15 protein-coding genes and 1 pseudogene are annotated in these 16,289 nt (G+C 32.7%); 1 reads left to right on the top strand and 15 read right to left on the bottom strand.

From position 1 onward, the window contains the following. Window positions 1–18: 18 nt before the first annotated feature. From HMPREF0077_RS06315 to iolB, 6 genes are read right to left on the bottom strand one after another with little or no spacing between them, the layout of a single operon-like run. Window positions 19–1,626: a solute:sodium symporter family transporter gene (locus HMPREF0077_RS06315; protein WP_004837168.1), complete on the bottom strand. Its 1,608-nt coding sequence runs from the start codon at window positions 1,624–1,626 to the stop codon at window positions 19–21. 10 nt (window positions 1,627–1,636) lie between these two features. Further along, on the bottom strand, window positions 1,637–2,539 hold the full coding sequence (gene iolE, locus HMPREF0077_RS06310) for a myo-inosose-2 dehydratase (RefSeq protein WP_004837167.1): 903 nt from the start codon (window positions 2,537–2,539) through the stop codon (window positions 1,637–1,639). A gap of 18 nt (window positions 2,540–2,557) precedes the next feature. Next, window positions 2,558–4,474: a 3D-(3,5/4)-trihydroxycyclohexane-1,2-dione acylhydrolase (decyclizing) gene (iolD, locus tag HMPREF0077_RS06305; RefSeq protein ID WP_004837166.1), complete on the bottom strand. Its 1,917-nt coding sequence runs from the start codon at window positions 4,472–4,474 to the stop codon at window positions 2,558–2,560. Further along, window positions 4,474–5,505 carry a 5-dehydro-2-deoxygluconokinase gene (iolC, locus tag HMPREF0077_RS06300; protein WP_004837165.1) on the bottom strand — a complete coding sequence of 344 codons (1,032 nt, stop codon included), beginning with the start codon at window positions 5,503–5,505 and terminating at the stop codon, window positions 4,474–4,476. The genes iolD and iolC overlap by 1 nt, the downstream gene beginning before the upstream one ends. After that, window positions 5,505–6,965, bottom strand: coding sequence for a CoA-acylating methylmalonate-semialdehyde dehydrogenase (locus HMPREF0077_RS06295; protein WP_004837164.1), 1,461 nt, complete (start codon window positions 6,963–6,965; stop codon window positions 5,505–5,507). Before HMPREF0077_RS06295 ends, iolC begins: the two co-directional genes overlap by 1 nt. Beyond that, a complete protein-coding gene (iolB, locus tag HMPREF0077_RS06290) occupies window positions 6,965–7,786 on the bottom strand; it encodes a 5-deoxy-glucuronate isomerase (protein WP_040349522.1) in 822 nt (273 codons plus the stop codon). Before iolB ends, HMPREF0077_RS06295 begins: the two co-directional genes overlap by 1 nt. 172 nt (window positions 7,787–7,958) lie before the next feature. Here iolB and HMPREF0077_RS06285 point away from each other — a divergent pair, with 172 nt between their 5' ends. Further along, the gene (locus HMPREF0077_RS06285) at window positions 7,959–8,708 is read left to right on the top strand and encodes a DeoR/GlpR family DNA-binding transcription regulator (protein WP_004837162.1); all 750 of its coding nucleotides are present in this window, start codon (window positions 7,959–7,961) and stop codon (window positions 8,706–8,708) included. A 138-nt stretch (window positions 8,709–8,846) separates the two neighbouring features. Here HMPREF0077_RS06285 and tnpA read toward each other — a convergent pair. The 9 genes and pseudogenes from tnpA to HMPREF0077_RS11105 form a co-directional block, all read right to left on the bottom strand. Next, window positions 8,847–9,307, bottom strand: a pseudogene (gene tnpA, locus HMPREF0077_RS06280) (IS200/IS605 family transposase). Window positions 9,308–9,517: 210 nt separating this feature from the next. Beyond that, complete coding sequence (locus tag HMPREF0077_RS06275) at window positions 9,518–9,841, bottom strand: PTS sugar transporter subunit IIB (protein ID WP_004837159.1); 324 nt, start codon at window positions 9,839–9,841, stop codon at window positions 9,518–9,520. Next, window positions 9,834–10,937, bottom strand: a complete 1,104-nt coding sequence (locus HMPREF0077_RS06270; RefSeq protein ID WP_004837158.1) for a MupG family TIM beta-alpha barrel fold protein — start codon at window positions 10,935–10,937, stop codon at window positions 9,834–9,836. Before HMPREF0077_RS06270 ends, HMPREF0077_RS06275 begins: the two co-directional genes overlap by 8 nt. Then, window positions 10,937–12,271 (bottom strand): PTS sugar transporter subunit IIC, encoded by a 1,335-nt coding sequence (locus tag HMPREF0077_RS06265; RefSeq protein WP_004837157.1) that lies wholly within the window; start codon window positions 12,269–12,271, stop codon window positions 10,937–10,939. Before HMPREF0077_RS06265 ends, HMPREF0077_RS06270 begins: the two co-directional genes overlap by 1 nt. Before the next feature lie 6 nt (window positions 12,272–12,277). Next, entirely contained in the window at window positions 12,278–12,610 is a 333-nt protein-coding gene (locus HMPREF0077_RS06260) for a PTS sugar transporter subunit IIA (protein WP_040349520.1), read from the bottom strand. Window position 12,611: 1 nt separating this feature from the next. Continuing rightward, window positions 12,612–14,564, bottom strand: coding sequence for a BglG family transcription antiterminator (locus HMPREF0077_RS06255; RefSeq protein WP_004837155.1), 1,953 nt, complete (start codon window positions 14,562–14,564; stop codon window positions 12,612–12,614). 332 nt (window positions 14,565–14,896) lie between these two features. Continuing rightward, the gene (locus HMPREF0077_RS06250; RefSeq protein ID WP_282632995.1) at window positions 14,897–15,523 is read right to left on the bottom strand and encodes an IS3 family transposase; all 627 of its coding nucleotides are present in this window, start codon (window positions 15,521–15,523) and stop codon (window positions 14,897–14,899) included. A 37-nt stretch (window positions 15,524–15,560) separates the two neighbouring features. After that, window positions 15,561–15,686: an IS3 family transposase gene (locus tag HMPREF0077_RS11210; RefSeq protein WP_004837153.1), complete on the bottom strand. Its 126-nt coding sequence runs from the start codon at window positions 15,684–15,686 to the stop codon at window positions 15,561–15,563. 158 nt (window positions 15,687–15,844) lie between these two features. After that, window positions 15,845–15,979 carry a hypothetical protein gene (locus HMPREF0077_RS11105; RefSeq protein ID WP_004837152.1) on the bottom strand — a complete coding sequence of 45 codons (135 nt, stop codon included), beginning with the start codon at window positions 15,977–15,979 and terminating at the stop codon, window positions 15,845–15,847. Window positions 15,980–16,289 lie beyond the last annotated feature (310 nt).

Genomic DNA, 16,289 nt, shown 5'->3' with positions numbered 1-16,289 from the left:
CCTCTTTCTATTTATTTATTATACACTTGCTATTCCCATAGGTGAGAAGAACAAGTATGTTCCAACAACAACTAAAGTTATTATAATTGAGCAAATTGTAACCTTTGACCAAGGTTCTACTTCTACCTCCTGGGCAATCGAATAATCGCTCAAGTTAAAACCTTTTCCTTTAAAAGTTAATTTACTAACTACAATCATTACTAGGAAATCTATAAAGAATAGACCACTTAATACATATAAGAAATGTACATCTCTTAATACAATTTTTGATAGGGCATAAACAACAACATGGAATATCATTGTAGTTTTTGCTCCTATTGCAGTAGCTTCTTTATAATAAAAGGCACATAGAATCATTATTAATAGTGGCATGTTGTATAGGCCGTTAAATTCTTGTACGAAAGCGTATAGGCCTGAGCCTGCTTTTGAAATAAAAGGTGCAACTATTATAGAAATTATACCCAAGCTTACATTTGTTATTTTACCAATCCTTGCCATCTGTTTATCAGTGGCTTGTTTATTAATAATTGGTTTATAGAAGTCTAGGGCAAAAAGTGTTGATGTTGATGATAGACTTCCTGCAAATGATGATAGGATAGCACCAAATATAACTGCTCCAAATAAGCCCATAGCCCATTGTGGTAGGACATCTACTACTAATTGTGGATATGCACCATCTTGTAAGCTTAAGAATTGATCACCAAACATATTTCTTGCTACTACTCCAGGAAATACTAGGAATAAGGCTCCAAATATTTTGAAGGTTCCAACTATTAAAGCTCCCTTTTGTGCTTCTTTCAAATTTCTAGCTGCAAAAGCTTTTTGAACTATCATTTGATTTGTACACCAGAAGAAAAGATTGTTAAAGAACATTCCAGTAAACAAGGTTGGCCAAGGAACAATTTTTGAATCAACCGCTCCTATTGAGTTTAACAATTCTGGTGTGTTTTGAGTTACATGTTCAATTCCTGATAGGAAGGAACCACCACCTAACAATTTCAATCCCAAAAATGGTATGGCAAGTCCACCTATGATTAAACCAAATTGGTAAATAGTATCTGAGTAAGCTGATAGGGTCATTCCTCCCAAGAATAGGTACAAGACACCAACTACTCCTATAAAGATTACCATTAGGGTAACTGCTGATAGCTGAGAAATACCCAAAAGTTGGTCAACCCTAAATAATTTATTAAATACCAAGGCTCCAGAATACAATACAACCGGCATGAATGATACCATGTAGGTGATTATAAAGAGGATTGATACTATTCTTTTTGTTGCAGTATCATATCTAATCTCTATAAAATCGGAAATTGTATTTATACCATACCTAAAATATTTAGGAAGAAAAACTGCTGCAAGAAGAGCTATAGCAACAGCACTTGTTACTTCCCAAGCCATTACCTGCATTCCAGCAACATAGGACTGACCATTCTGTCCTACTATTTGTTCTGTTGAAAGGTTAGTCATTATTATTGTTCCAGCAACTACTGGGGCAGCTAATGATTTACCTCCAAGGAAATATCCTTCAGATGATGATGTATCTACTTGGCCCATAGTCTTCTTATAGGCGATAAAGCCTATAAGACAAACTATGATGGCGAAGCTCGCTATTACAAAAAACATAAGTCCACCATTATTTCTTAGCTATAAGTTTATTGGTTATTAACATATCCATAAAGTTTTTAGCTTTTTTATGATATAAGAATGGATTTGCTAGGGCTGGATCTTGTTCTGCTTCTACTACGATCCAACCTTCATAGCCATCTTCAAGAATCATATCTATGATAGTTTCAAAATCTATGCATCCATCTGAAGGTACTGTGAAAGTTCCTTGGAATACAGATTTTAGGAATGACCATTCTTCTTCTTTTGATTGTTTTTGTTTTTCAGCTCTTATATCTTTGAAGTGGATGTGTTTAATTCTTTTTGAGAATTTTTTGTAAAAGGCAATTGGGTCTTCCCCTGAAAATACTAGGTGGCCTGTATCATAGAGTAAGAATACTTTTTCAGGATCGGTCATTTCCATTAATTTTTCAACTTCTGCTGTTGTTTGAACACCTGTTCCCATATGGTGATGGTAAACTATCTTCATGCCTTTTTCTAGAGCAAGTTCACCTAGTTTGTTTAAGCCACAAGCTAGTCTATCCCATTCTTCATCAGTGAATGTAGGTTTTTTGCTAAATACTGGTGTATCCATTTGACCTTGGATTGAATGACCTTGTTCAGCTACAACGATAACTTTTGCTCCCATGGCATGGAGGAAGTCTCTGTGTTCAATAAAGGCTTTCTTAGTTTCTTCATATGGTTTTGTTGTTAAGAATGCAGAAAACCATGCACTTGCTACTTCTAGATTTCTTGGTTCTAGGTAGGATTTAAGAACTTCTGGGTCTCTTGGGTATTTGTTTCCAACTTCTGTTCCTTGATAGCCAGCAAGAGCCATCTCTGAGATACATTGTTCAAATGTATTTTCTTTCCCAAGTTCTGGTAGGTCGTCGTTAGTCCATGCAATTGGTGCGCAAGCAAATTTGATAGTCATAATATTTCTCCTCTTCTTTTAATATTTTCTAGCTTCGTTTCTTCCTTCAACAACTTCTTGGTAAACTTTTTCTTGTTCCTCGTTTTTACCAACTTCAGCTACACCTACATTCCACCAAGATTCATAACCATCAATCATAGTTTTTGGTATAACTTTCAAATCTATTAATACAGGTTCTTCTACATCTTTAGAGTCAGCTAAGGCTTTCTTAAATTCATCCAAGGTCTTTACTGTATAACCTTTAAAACCATAAGCTTCTCCAACCTTGGTGTAGTCCGCTGTTAATAGGCCACCGTCAGGTCTTTGACCATTCCTTTTTCTAAACTCTGTCGCTAAACTTCCTACAGCATGATTCATTTGTAGGTTGTTTATACATCCAAAACCACTATTGTCGAAAACTAAAATATATACTTTTTTGCCTTCTTGAATAATTGTGGAAAGTTCACTATTTAGCATTTGGAAACTAGCATCACCAACTACAGCATAGACATCACTAGCTTCATCAGCCATCTTTACTCCAAGGGCGGCAGCTACTTCATAGCCCATACATGAATAACCATATTCTGCGTGGTAAGCGTCCTTTTTGTCAGTCCTCCAAAGTCTTTGTAAGTCACTTGGCAAGCTTCCTCCAGCCGTGATAACGATTCCTTTATCCTTGATAAAATCGTTAAGGGCTAGTATGGCAGATGTTTGTGTTATCTTTCCCCCAGTTTTTTCTATAAATTCATTTACAGTTCTAGGATCTTGTGGTTTTATGATTGTTTCAAAATTTTCGCCATAAGTATAATTTTTGAGTCTAAGAACTTCCTTATCCCACTTTTCTTTAGCTTCCTTTATCTCGTCTTTATAAGAAGATTTATAGGAAAGCTTGTCTAATTGCTCATCCAAAGCGTTGATTGCAAGTTTTGCATCTGCTACTATCTGATGGGCATCCATCTTGTAGGCGTCAAATCTATCGACATTTATTGTTATAAATTTTGCATCCTTATTTTTGAATAATCTCTTAGATGATGTTGTAAAGTCTGTAAGTCTTGATCCAATCGCTATTATTAAGTCTGCTTTTTTAGCTAGGATATTTGCGGCATAGGTTCCTGTAACTCCTATTCCCCCTAGGCACATCTTAGATGATGATTTGATAGCAGATTTTCCAGATTGAGTTTCTCCGAAAGGTATCTCGTATTTGTTTAAAAATTCATCTATCCTCTCGCCAGCTTCTGAATATTTAACTCCTCCGCCTATAATAGCTAGTGGATACTTAGCCTTTTTAATAAGCTCTGCTGCTTCTTCTATGTCCTCTTGTATTGGAATCCTTCTTTGAATTTTATGTATTCTTTTTTCAAAAAAATACTCAGGATAATCGTAAGCTTCACCCTCAACATCTTGAGGCATAGCTATTACACAAGCACCAGTATCTGCAGGGTCGGTTAACACTCTCATAGCATTGATTAGCGCTGTCATAACTTGCTCTGGACGATTTATCCTATCCCAGTATTTGCTTACTGGTTTGAAGGCATCATTAGTAGTTATTGTTAAATCATATGCTTGTTGAACTTGTTGCAAAACAGGATCTGGTTGTCTAGATGCAAATGTGTCTGATGGAAACAATAAAAGTGGAATATTGTTTACAGTTGCTGTTGCAGCAGCAGTTACCATATTTGCACTACCTGGTCCTATGGATGCACTACAAGCTATGATTTTTCTTCTGTTGTTTTGTTTAGCAAAGGCTGTAGCTACATGGCACATTCCTTGCTCGCTTCTTCCCTGATAAACGTTTAAGTTATGATCATCTTGGTCTAGGGCTTGACCCAAACCAACTGCCATTCCATGACCAAATATTGTAAATATACCGTCTACGAATTTGCTAACTTCTCCATCGTATTTGATATATTGATTATCAAGAAATTTAACTATTGCTTGAGCCATAGTAAGTTTCATTATAAATCACCTCTTGCTACAAATTCTCCATGTTCCTCTTTGGCTTCTTTGATAAATTCTTCAAGCTCTTTAGTATTTGGCAAATCTGATGATGAGTTTGATCTAATCATCATAGAAGCTTCTGCTGAAGCATATTCTAGGCATTCAATCATGTCATGGTCTGTAAATAAAGCATAAAGGAAGGCTGATGCATAGCCATCTCCACCACCAAAACCTTTTCTCGCCTTTACTGGGAATGGCTTGATTGAATAAGATTCTCCATTTTTCACATAGGCATTTGAACCTTTTTTGCCATGTTTTATTACCAAAATTTCTGCTGATTGGTCAAACCAAAGTTTTGCACTTTCTTCATCTTCTAGGGCCTTATCGACTATAAGTCTTTCAGTTAAGTCAAATTCTTCCCTAGAACCCATTATTATATCTGCTTGTTTTGCTACAATTGAATAATAGATAGAAATCTCATCTTCATTTTTCCAATTGTAATTTCTGTAGTCTACATCGAATATTACCTTACAGCCAGCTTTTTTAGCTAGTAAAATCGATTTCAATACTGCTTCTCTTGAAGGACTTTCTGCAAGGGCTGTGCCTGATACCAAGATTGCCTTTGCCTTTTTGATGTAGTCATAATCAATATCATCTACAGAAAGTGCCAAGTCTGCTATCATGTTCCTATACATCAATATAGAAGACTCATTTTCAGACTTCATTTCAGTAAAGGTTAGGCCTATTTTTTCACCATTTTGGGCTCTAACTATATGACTTGTATCTATATTTTCTTCGTTGTTCAAATGATCTAGGACAAAATCTCCTAGTTGATCATCAGAAATTTTTGCAATCATTCCTACTTTTAGGCCATGTCTATTAACACCTATTGCAGTATTTACTGTCGATCCGCCAATATATCTTTCAAATTTTACAACTTGACTTAGTGGCTTGAACCCTTCCTCTGGGGAAGGATTAAAGTCAACAGCCACTCTTCCAATAAGAATAAGATCAAGTTGCCTATCTTCTGGAAAATTAATGTATTTCATTATTTGTCAAACTCTCCTGTCTTTAGTTGGCTAGTAACAACCTTTCTTCTTGTATAGAATAAGATAGAGTCTTTACCATTGCAGTGAAGGTCGCCATAGAAAGAGTGTTTCCAACCTGAAAATGCGAAGAAGGCTACTGGAGCTGGAACTCCTAAGTTTACTCCCAACATGCCAGCGTCGATATTTTCTCTGAAATATCTTATAGCTGCTGCATTATTTGTGAATATACAAGATCCATTAGCAAATTCATTTTGGTGAGCAATCTCAATAGCTTCCTTTAGGCTCTTAACTCTTATTATAGAAACAAATGGAGCAAATATTTCTTCAGCCCAAATTTTCATTCCTACCTTACAATTATCAAAGATAGTTGGTCCAACGAAGAAGCCTTTTTCTGGAATATTTTTTCTACCATCTAAGATAAGGCTAGCTCCTTCTTCGATTCCTTTTTCTATATATCTGAAGGTTCTTTCTTGATTTTCTTTTCTTATAACAGGTCCTAGGAAGACATCATCATCCTTAGATGCATCTCCAACTTTTAATTCTTTAGCTGCTTTTGTAAACTTTTCTACAAATTCGTCTGCAATTTCTTCTTCTACTAGGATAACAGAGCCTGCCATACATCTTTCACCTGCAGAACCAAAAGCTCCACCGATAGCCTTAGTTACAGTATCTTCTATGTCAGCATCTTTAAGTATTATTGTATGGTTTTTAGCACCAGCTAGGGCTTGAACTCTCTTATCGTGTTGGCATCCTTTTCTATAAACTAACTCGCCTATGTTTTTACTTCCTACAAAGGAGATTCCTGCAACTTGTGGATTTTCTAAAAATTCATTAACAACTTCAACTCCACCATTTACGACATTCAAAACACCCTTTGGAAGACCAGCCTCTTCACAAAGTTCTGTAACTCTTTGCATTAAGATTGGTGTTTTCTCGCTAGGCTTCATAACAACAGTATTACCACAAGCTATAGCCATAGGGAACATCCAGAAAGGTACCATCATAGGGAAGTTAAATGGAGCAATCCCTGCGATAACTCCTATTGGATACTTATAATTGTGAACTTCTACATCTGTAGCTATGGTTGAAAGATTATCACCCATCAAAAGATTTGCTATACTTGCTGCATGTTCAACATTTTCAATTCCTCTTCCAACTTCTCCCTTAGCTTCTTTGAAATTTTTACCATTTTCTAAAGTAATAAGTCTTGCTAGCTCATCAGTATGTTCAACTAAGATTTGTTGTAATTTGAATAATATTTTTTGTCTTGATAGAACTGAAGTTTTGCCCCAAGTTTTAAAAGTCTCTGCTGCATTTTCTATAGCTTCTTTTGTTTCCTCTCTTGTTGATAGAGGGCATTTTGCAATAACTTCTCCATCACCTGGGTTATAAACATCTTCAAATTCTTTTGCCTTAGATTCAATCCATTGTCCATCTACATAGTTTTTGATAAGTCTCATTATTCTACATCCTTTCTATCTATAATCCATTCATGATCTTTTTCATTATGGAATTTCCACTCTTTATTTGGTCCCGCCATTACATTTAGATAATAGGAATTGTATCCATAAGGAACAGCAACTGGGTGATATCCTCTTGGAACCATAACAGCGTCCTTATTATAAAGACTCATAGTTTCATCTAACACCCTATCGTCTGTATAAACTCTTTGGAAAACAAATCCTTGTTCCTTATCCATCTCATGATAATAAATCTCTTCGAGGAAGGTCTCTGTTTCACTAGCTGTATCATGTTTGTGTGGTGGATAAGATGACCAATTAGCCTCATCTGTATATACTTCAACCACTATAAGCTTGTCAGAAATAGTTGATGAATCAGGAAGAATATTATTGACTAATCTCTTATTCATTCCCTTTCCTCTCTTTTCAACACTATTATCTTCTGCTTTAATTAACTTTGATTCTAAAACTTTATCTGAAATAGCATAGGAGATAACAACCCTAGCATTAGAATCAGAACTTATCTCAAAAGAATCCTTGTTTGTTATATAAACTGAATCAGTTGGATTCTTGTCAAAATTCTTCTCTCTTCTTCCAATATTCTTGTATTCGTTTTCCCCTACTTTAACATTAGCCTTTCCACATAAAACTGTAACGCAGGCTTCTTGTCCATCTAAGCTTTCCTTATATAATGATTTGTCATTTAACTCCAAGGCTCTTAATCCTATGTAGTTCAGAATTGACTTTTTTGCTTCAATATTTTGTAATAGTACATAATTGCCTAAATCTATATTTAGACATTCTTTTTTTAAACTTGCCAAAAAAACACTCCTTTCGAACAAAACTATCATTTATTTGATTAACTTTATCATTTACACCTAAATTATATGATTGTTTTGATAATATGTCAAGAGAGAAAAACGTTTTATTTGATATATTTGCTCATAAAAGTTATAATGTTATCAACAGAATGATTTAATACGGAGATTAATAATGAATAATGACAGAATTTCAAACATGGGAAAATACATAATAAATCAAGGAGAGGTCACTACAGAAGAGCTCTCCCAAAAATTTAACGTTTCTATAGTTACCATTCGAAGGGATTTGAAAAAGTTAGAAGAAGATAATATTATTACAAAAATATATGGTGGTGCAAAGGCAAGGTCAGATAAGTTAAAATCTTTTGAACAAAGAGAAAACTTAAAGAAAGATGAGAAGGCTCATATTATAAGTATAGCTAAGAATTTTATTACTAGTGGCGATAGGATTTTTATAGATTCTGGTACGACAACTGAAAATTTAATAAACGATTTAGACAATAATATTCATTTGACAATTTTTACTAACAACTTATCTATTATAAAAAAAGCTGCTAGTATGGAGAATGTAAATTTGTTCGTTGTTGGTAATTATTACAACCACACTAGTAATTCCTTCACATATTGGGGAAGCTCTCCTACCATCAAAGATTTTAATATAGACAAGGCCTTTATGTGTACTTCTGGTCTTACCATCAAGGATGGTCTTACTAACAAAAATCCTATTGAGCAAAGAATAAAAAGCACAATATGCTCTATTGTCGATCATATCTACTTACTAGTTGATGATTCAAAGATTGGGATAAGCTCTTTGATGACCTATGCTAAGCTAGAAGATATTGATACGATGATTACTAACAAAAGGCCTCCTGCCGAATACCTAGACTTTCTAAGAGATAAGGATGTAAAACTTGAATACTAATCAAAACTACCAGCTTAGCTGGTAGTTTGCACAGCGCCTATAAGGCGCGAATACCGGCACGCCCCTATTGGGGCTGTCGAGTATTCCTTCATATACATCACTTTCCCAACTACTACTTAAGCAGTTTTTTATTTGTTTTTATTTGACTTCCTCTCCAGTAAACGGGTCATAGTATTCCTTTATACTTATTTGGTCAGTGTAATAGTCTTCTTTTAATTGATTTTGTATATATTCTTTTATTTTCTTTTCATTTTTTCCCACTGTATCTACATAATATCCCCTACACCAAAATGTCGGTTTCAATATTTATATTTTAAGTTCGCGTGTCTATCGAATATTATCAGCGAACTTTTTCCTTTTAAATACCCCATTATTTGTGATATTGAATATTTTGGTGGTATTTCTACCAGCATGTGTACATGATCTGGACATAGCTCTGTTTCTATTATATTTATTCCTTTTCTTGAACATAATTCTCTAAGTATGCTCCCTATGTCTTTTCTTAGTTGTATGTATATTACTTGTCTTCTATATTTTGGTGCAAAAACTATACGATATTTGCATCTCCAGCTTGTATGCGATAAAGTATTTTTATCCATGCTTACCTCCTTATTTAATTGTGCATGTGACTGTCACAATTAAATAAGGAGGTTTTCTTGGTGCTTGAAGCTAACGATTAGTCCCTCTAACTGCATAGCAGGTGGTTTTTTGTTTCGCTCTCTTTCGTTCGCTCAACTCACTAAAGTGAACAATGAAATAAAGTGATGAGAAACTTTAAATATCTCATCACTTTATTTTCCTTTATACTTTTAATTTTTGCATGAAGCAATAATATCATTTAATATTTTTTCACCATTAATCATCCCATAGTCAGCCATATTTATAACATCAACAAAGGTGTTTTGTTCTTTATATATATTTTTGAGTTCATTTAGCTTAAACCTAACTTGTGGTCCTAACATTATGGCATCTATATGCTCTTTTCCATTAATTTCTTCTAAGCTAGATACTGGAACTGCCTTAATCTTTGCATTTATTCCCTTTTCATCAGCTGCTTTTTTCATATTCTCAACTACTAAACTTGTACTCATCCCTGCTGAACAGCACAATACTATATTGATTTCATCACTCATTTTTCTCTCCTTTTATAAGCTTGAATGGGTTTTTTTCGGATATCATGTCCATAATCACTTGCTCATCAAAATTTAACCTACCGACTAAATTTCTTTCTCCAGTATTTTTGATTTTCTTTTTTACAATTTCGACTTCTCCCCTATAGTGAGAAAGATTGTTATTTACTATTAGGATATCTCCTTTTTCAAAGTATTCTTTCTTGCAGTTCCTATAGGGAATATCTTTGTCCTTTCCATAAGATCTTGTGACACTACTTCTGATGAAATATTCAGATGAATCAATCCTATCGGAGTGAGTAAAATTGTACATAATTTCTTTTTCAACTTTAATTATATCATAATTTTCATCCACTTCTAAGCTTGGTATCGATAAGTCAATTTTACCAAGCTTTTCAAGTTCTTCTTCTGAGGCATAAGCATTTCCAATTATGATATCGTTAATTTTCCTGTTTGCAATCATATACCTCAATTGATATCCTATGTCTTTTCCCCTATGTTCTTCTAGTGTGCATAATCCCTTATATACTGGCCAAGGCCCAAATGTGTTTTCATTATTGCTTGATATAAATCCATGAACTGGTAGTGCTTGCTTATAATATTTATCTGTAAAATAGTCAAATCTTCTTTTGCTTAAACCTGTATATTCTTGTGGATAAAAATTATGGCATGTTGACATATTTGTCCTATTTGCTCCATTCTTTATCAACAAGTCAAGTGATATATCAGAGCTTGCATTAAATTCAATCAATATAGAGTATGGATTATTGGTAAGAATTATGTTTTCATAATCAGACATTGCCCAATCAAGCCTTATTATATCAACTCCCATTCTGGCAAAGACTGAAATATCACTAGCTGTCGCTCCAAAAAATTCAAATACTTCTCTATTGGTATCTACAGAAACCTTGAATCCTAGCTCATGAGCTTTTAAGATAAATGATTTAAAATTTTTTATTGTATTATCCTTTGTATCTTTTACAGATAAGAGACAAGTAAATATTCTTGAAAACCCATTCCTAGATGCTAATTTAATATATTCATAATCTTTTTCCTCAGTTGAATGTTCGGGATAAATAGATATTCCTAGTTTTCGCATTATTTTTCCTTATTTTCCTTAATTAAATTTTCTTCTTGTAAAATATTATTTTTATCCACAGCTACAACAAAAGGATAATAGATTATGCACCCAAGCACAATTAAAAAGACTTGCAATACAGCACCTTGCCAGTTACTTGATAAGAAACCTGATATAACGGGAGGAGTAGTCCATGGCATTATAATTCCATTTGTTATTGGAACTAAGCCAATACTCATCGTTATATATGTTATTATTATATTTATCATAGGTACAAATATGAAAGGGATTAACAATAATGGATTTAAAACTATTGGCAAGCCATATATAACTGGCTCGTTTATCCCAAATACAGCTGGGAGTATAGATAAACTTGATAATTGTTTTAATCTTTTAGATTTTGATATTAATACAGCTACTATCAATAATGATAGTGTTGAACCTGCCCCACCGAATGTTGCAAATAAATTCTGAAATTGTACATTGATTATGTTTTCTGGTAACAATCCTGCATTTACTTTTGCTAAGTTTTCTGCTGATAGTGCATATAGTACTGGCATAAATACAGAATCTGTAATATTTGTTCCATGTATTCCTAGAAACCACAATACATGGGCGAATAAATAAACCAAAATAATTGCTGGTAACGAGCCACCAACGTGTTGCAACGGCAATTGTAAAACACTATACACAAATGAAAAGGCATTTTCCCAAGGTGTTAATGAAAATATGAACTTAATTATTACAAAAGTAGCCATCACAAAGGTCGCTGGAAATAATGAGGCAAATGATTCGCCTACTGTAGGAGGAACCCCCGCTGGCATTTTGATTACTAGACCCCTATCAACCACCATTTTATAAATTCTTACTGCCACAAAAGCTGTTATGATGCCTATAAATACTCCTTTTGCTCCAAGCCAATCAAGGGATAAACCGCTTACTTTCAAAGCTTCTTTTCCATCCTCTGGGGTGAAGTCAAATTCAAATGGCATAAGTATAAACCATGCTACTAGGGAAACTACTCCACTAAATAATGCATTTACCTTTATCCTACTTCCATAAGCATTTCCAATTCCTATTACTACAAAAATCGACATTATTGTAAAAGAAGCATTAGTAGCTGCTGAAAAATATGAGGCTATCGTGTTTCCATTAACTTCAGTATTTCTTAATAGATCAATCCATGCTTGAATTGGAAAATTTGATATTAGCATGAACATTGAGCCTATAATTAGTAAAGGCATAGCTAAGGCAAATCCGTCTCTTATTGATGATAAGTGTACATTTCCACTAATTTTTGCAGCCATTGGCATAAGTTTTGCTTCTAATATGTCCATAAAATTTCTTTTTTTCATATACAGTCACCTCTTGTTTTCTAAATTTTCAATCCTTTCGTAACATTTCATAAGTTCACTTGCTAGTATATATATAGTTTCACATGCCATCATTTGATCTTCTGCGTGCATTAGTAATACATTTTGTAAGGAATCTTCTATTTCATATTGTTCACCAAACATCTTATGATGAATTTTATGACATTCATTATAGGCTGTTTGTCCTTCTTTTATAAGTTTATTTGCACTATTCTTATTGCCTAATCTTCTTTCTGCCATTGCCTCGATATAATATGACTTGGCAATACCAGCATAAGTTATTAACTGCATACACACATTTTCTAAAGTCGAATTTTCCATCTCAATCACCTCCCAACTTCATAAATTTCCTAAATTCTTCAAAATCTTTGATTTCAATTAATTGCTTAATTAGTTGCTCATTCCTTATAATTTTTGTAAAGATTGCTATTACCTTTTCAAAATCTCTATCTATTCCCTGAGGTGGCGAGATATAGAATACTATTCTTACATTCTTATGCAAATCATCCCAAAATATATCTTCACTCGATATAATTGTAAATATCTTTCCCTTAGTTTCTATTGGATGCACAGGATGTGGTATCGAAATAATATCCCCAAAAACTACACTTCCAAATTTTTCCCTCAGGTCTGTTTCCTGCTTATACATTTTCTGTATTTTCCCTTCATAGGACAATGATTTATATATCAAGCTTAATGCATCATTCCTAGAAATTTGTCTGCTATTTATATAAAAATTCTCTTGTGAAAAATACTTATCAAATAAATTATTTTTCACGTAACCCTCTGAAAAAAAGGATTTACTGTGTGATTTTTCATATCTTATCTCTTTAATTTTTCTATCTATTAAATTTAAATCATCTTCATCCAAGAACACACTTACTTTTACATAAGGAACTGGTATAAGCAGACCTTCTAAATCAATAGTGGAAATTATAAGGTCAATATCTATTAGGTTTTCTGAACTTAATTCATAGTACCCCAAAACGCCAACTATCCTAAAAGTTCTACTGTATTCATAGGAAATCCTTGTTTTAAGCATAAGACCTGTACTAAAACCTGAAGCACAAACAACAAGAATTTTAAGTTTATTATTGACTTTGTTTCTCTCTATAGCAGAAATTATATAAATCACCAAATAAGACCATTCATCATCAGTCAAATCTCTCCAACCTAAGAATTTATCGAAACTTTCTTTTACCAGATCCAAATACACTTTATACTTCGAAACAATCTTATCCGTCAATGGGTTGGAAACTAAAAATCCTGATTCCACTCTTTTTTCTAAAGAAGCTAAGTGTTCTAAAAAGCTATTTAGAAATACATCATCTTCCAATAAGTCAACCTTTAATTTTTTTGATATATGCTTTATTAATCCTATATATCTCATATCATCATTTGACTCAACGCTTAATATTGACGATTTTGTTTTTGATAGCAATTGTATAAAGATATAGTTTTTTTCCTTTACAGGTAAATCAATTCCAAAAGTTTTTGATATCCTTTCACATATATCTAGTGAAAAGTTATAAATATTTTTATTATCAATATATGTTAACTCAAAACAATCATTTATTATGCAATTTCTCTTTATTCGCTCTATAAGCAAAGCAAAATGCACAACCAAATTTTCTATAGTATAATCATTTACAGATATTTTATGATTTCTAACTTCATCTAGTAAAATCAAAAGAAGTTGTCTTATAATATCCTTATCAAAAATATCCACTTCATCCATATTACTTAAAAAAGAATTAGAAAATCTTCCAGAAAAAAAATAATCTAAGATAAAATGTCTCTTATCTATCTCCTCTCCTCTTATAGAAAGAGAATCATCTTTGTTTTTTTCTAAATATAGTTTATAATCCCTAAGCTTTCTATTCAAATTATAGATATCTCTTTGTAAAGTTGAGTCACTAACAAACAGCATTTTGGATGTTTTTCTAAAGTTTACACTACAATTTTCTAGCAGTAAAATTTCTAGAATATATTTTTCTCTTCCATCTTTGTCACATATCTGACTTCTCCCCTTTTTCAACTTGTATATCAAATCAATATATTCATTATAGTTATTAATAATCAAACGATATCCTTTTCCTCTAACAGAATCTATCTCAAATATTTTTTTAGATATCTTATTGCATATATCATTTATAGAATTTCTTATAGTTTTTTCCGAAAATCCAACATTAAAACCAATCGTATTGCTTGAAACATATTTACTTTGATTTTTATATAAAAATTTAACTATCTTAATTTCTCTATCAGAAAGCATGAATCACCTCTCTACAAATATACTTGCAAACTCATGTTAGCACATTCTATCTTTTACCGTTAGGATAACGGTAAAAGATGGTAAAAATAGCCCTATCTTAATGCTAATGTAACTCCATAAATCTGGACCTAAAACCAGAGTTAGAACTCAACTAGCTCTGGTATTTTTTTGTCCTGGGGCTGTTGCAAAACTATGAATAATCATCGTACCATCGTTATAAGGTTCTCTTAGGAAATTTTCAGTGGTGCCTGCCGGCTGATGGAGGCAAAATTTCCGTGGAGATTCTTCTAACGATAATGGTACGATTTATTCATTCTGCAACAGCCCCATTTTTATGCTGCATTCTTCTTTCTGTATTCTATTGGTGATAAGTATCCTAATTTTTCTTTTATTCTTTCCTCATTGTAATATTTTATGAAATCTTTTATTGTTTGTTTTAAGTGTTCATATGAATAGAATTTGTGTCCGTAATATATTTCTTGTTTTAGTATTCCAGAGAAGTTTTCCATTGGTGAGTTGTCTAAGCAGTTACCTTTTCTGGACATAGATTGGCTGATTTCATTTGTCTCTAACCTTGATGTGTATTGTTTTGTTTGATATGCCCAACCCTGATCTGAGTGGAATATTCTTTTTTCTTTGCTTTTATTAGTTATTTCTATGGCTTTGCCCATGGCTTTTAGGATTGGTTCTATTGCTGCCTGTTTTGATATTTCATAGCTTAGTATTTCACTGTTGTACATATCTAGGTATGGGTTTAGATAAAGTTTCTTTATTTGATAGGTTCCTGTTTTATCTTTTTCAAAGTACTTAAATTCTGTTGTATCTGTTGTTATTTGCGTGTATGGTTTTTCTACTTTAAAGTTTCTTTTTATTTTATTATCAGCTATTTTTCCAACAGTTCCCTTGTAGGATGAGTTTTTCTTGTTTTTCTTGAAAAGTTCTTTACTTGTATTTTTAATTTTTGAACTAATCTTTGTACTTTCTTTTTGTTTATTATTAGTCCTGATTTTTTAACATTGCTGTTATTCTTCTATAGCCATAGTTTGGATTGTCTTTTCTTATATTAAGTATTTTCTTTTCTGTTTCTATATCTTTATTTGGTTTATTTAATCGTTTTGCCAATACATGTATGTTGATTTGCCAATATTAAAGTATTTTAACAAGTCTTTTAGTTTGTATTTATCTCTCAAGACTTCAATTGTTTCAGCAATTGTCTTATTTCTGTATATGTCATTCGAGACAATTCTATCTTTTTTTATTGCATCATTTTCTAGTTGGAGCTAATAGTTTTTTTCTTCTAATTTCTTTATTTTTTCTTTTAATTGTGCTTGTGTTAATGATTTATTTTCTAAATTAGTTATGTTTGTTGATGATTTTATTTTAGTGTCTTTTGATCTCTTTGGGGATTTTGGCATTTTTGAAGGTCTTCCTATCTTTTTAGATTTCAGTCATTCTATGCCTTTTTCTCTATATTCATTGACCCATCGGGTGATTATTGATGGATTATTGATTTTAAGATTGTTTGCTAGGCTTGATAGGACATTTCTCCTGTTTAGCACAAGTTTACTACATTTAACTTAAATTCCAAAGTGTATTGTGTATTTTCTCTTTTTACTTTTAGTCCTTCATAGCCTTGTGATTTTTATGCATTTACCCATCTTTTTACTATTTCCTGAACTACTTTCATTTTAAATTCTGTACTATATTTTTCCATTAAAAAACTGA

This window comes from Anaerococcus tetradius ATCC 35098 (genome assembly GCF_000159095.1).
In the GTDB taxonomy this organism is placed as follows: domain Bacteria; phylum Bacillota; class Clostridia; order Tissierellales; family Peptoniphilaceae; genus Anaerococcus; species Anaerococcus tetradius.
Note: the sequence above shows the minus strand (reverse complement) of the source record. Positions and strands in the feature narration are given on the sequence as shown.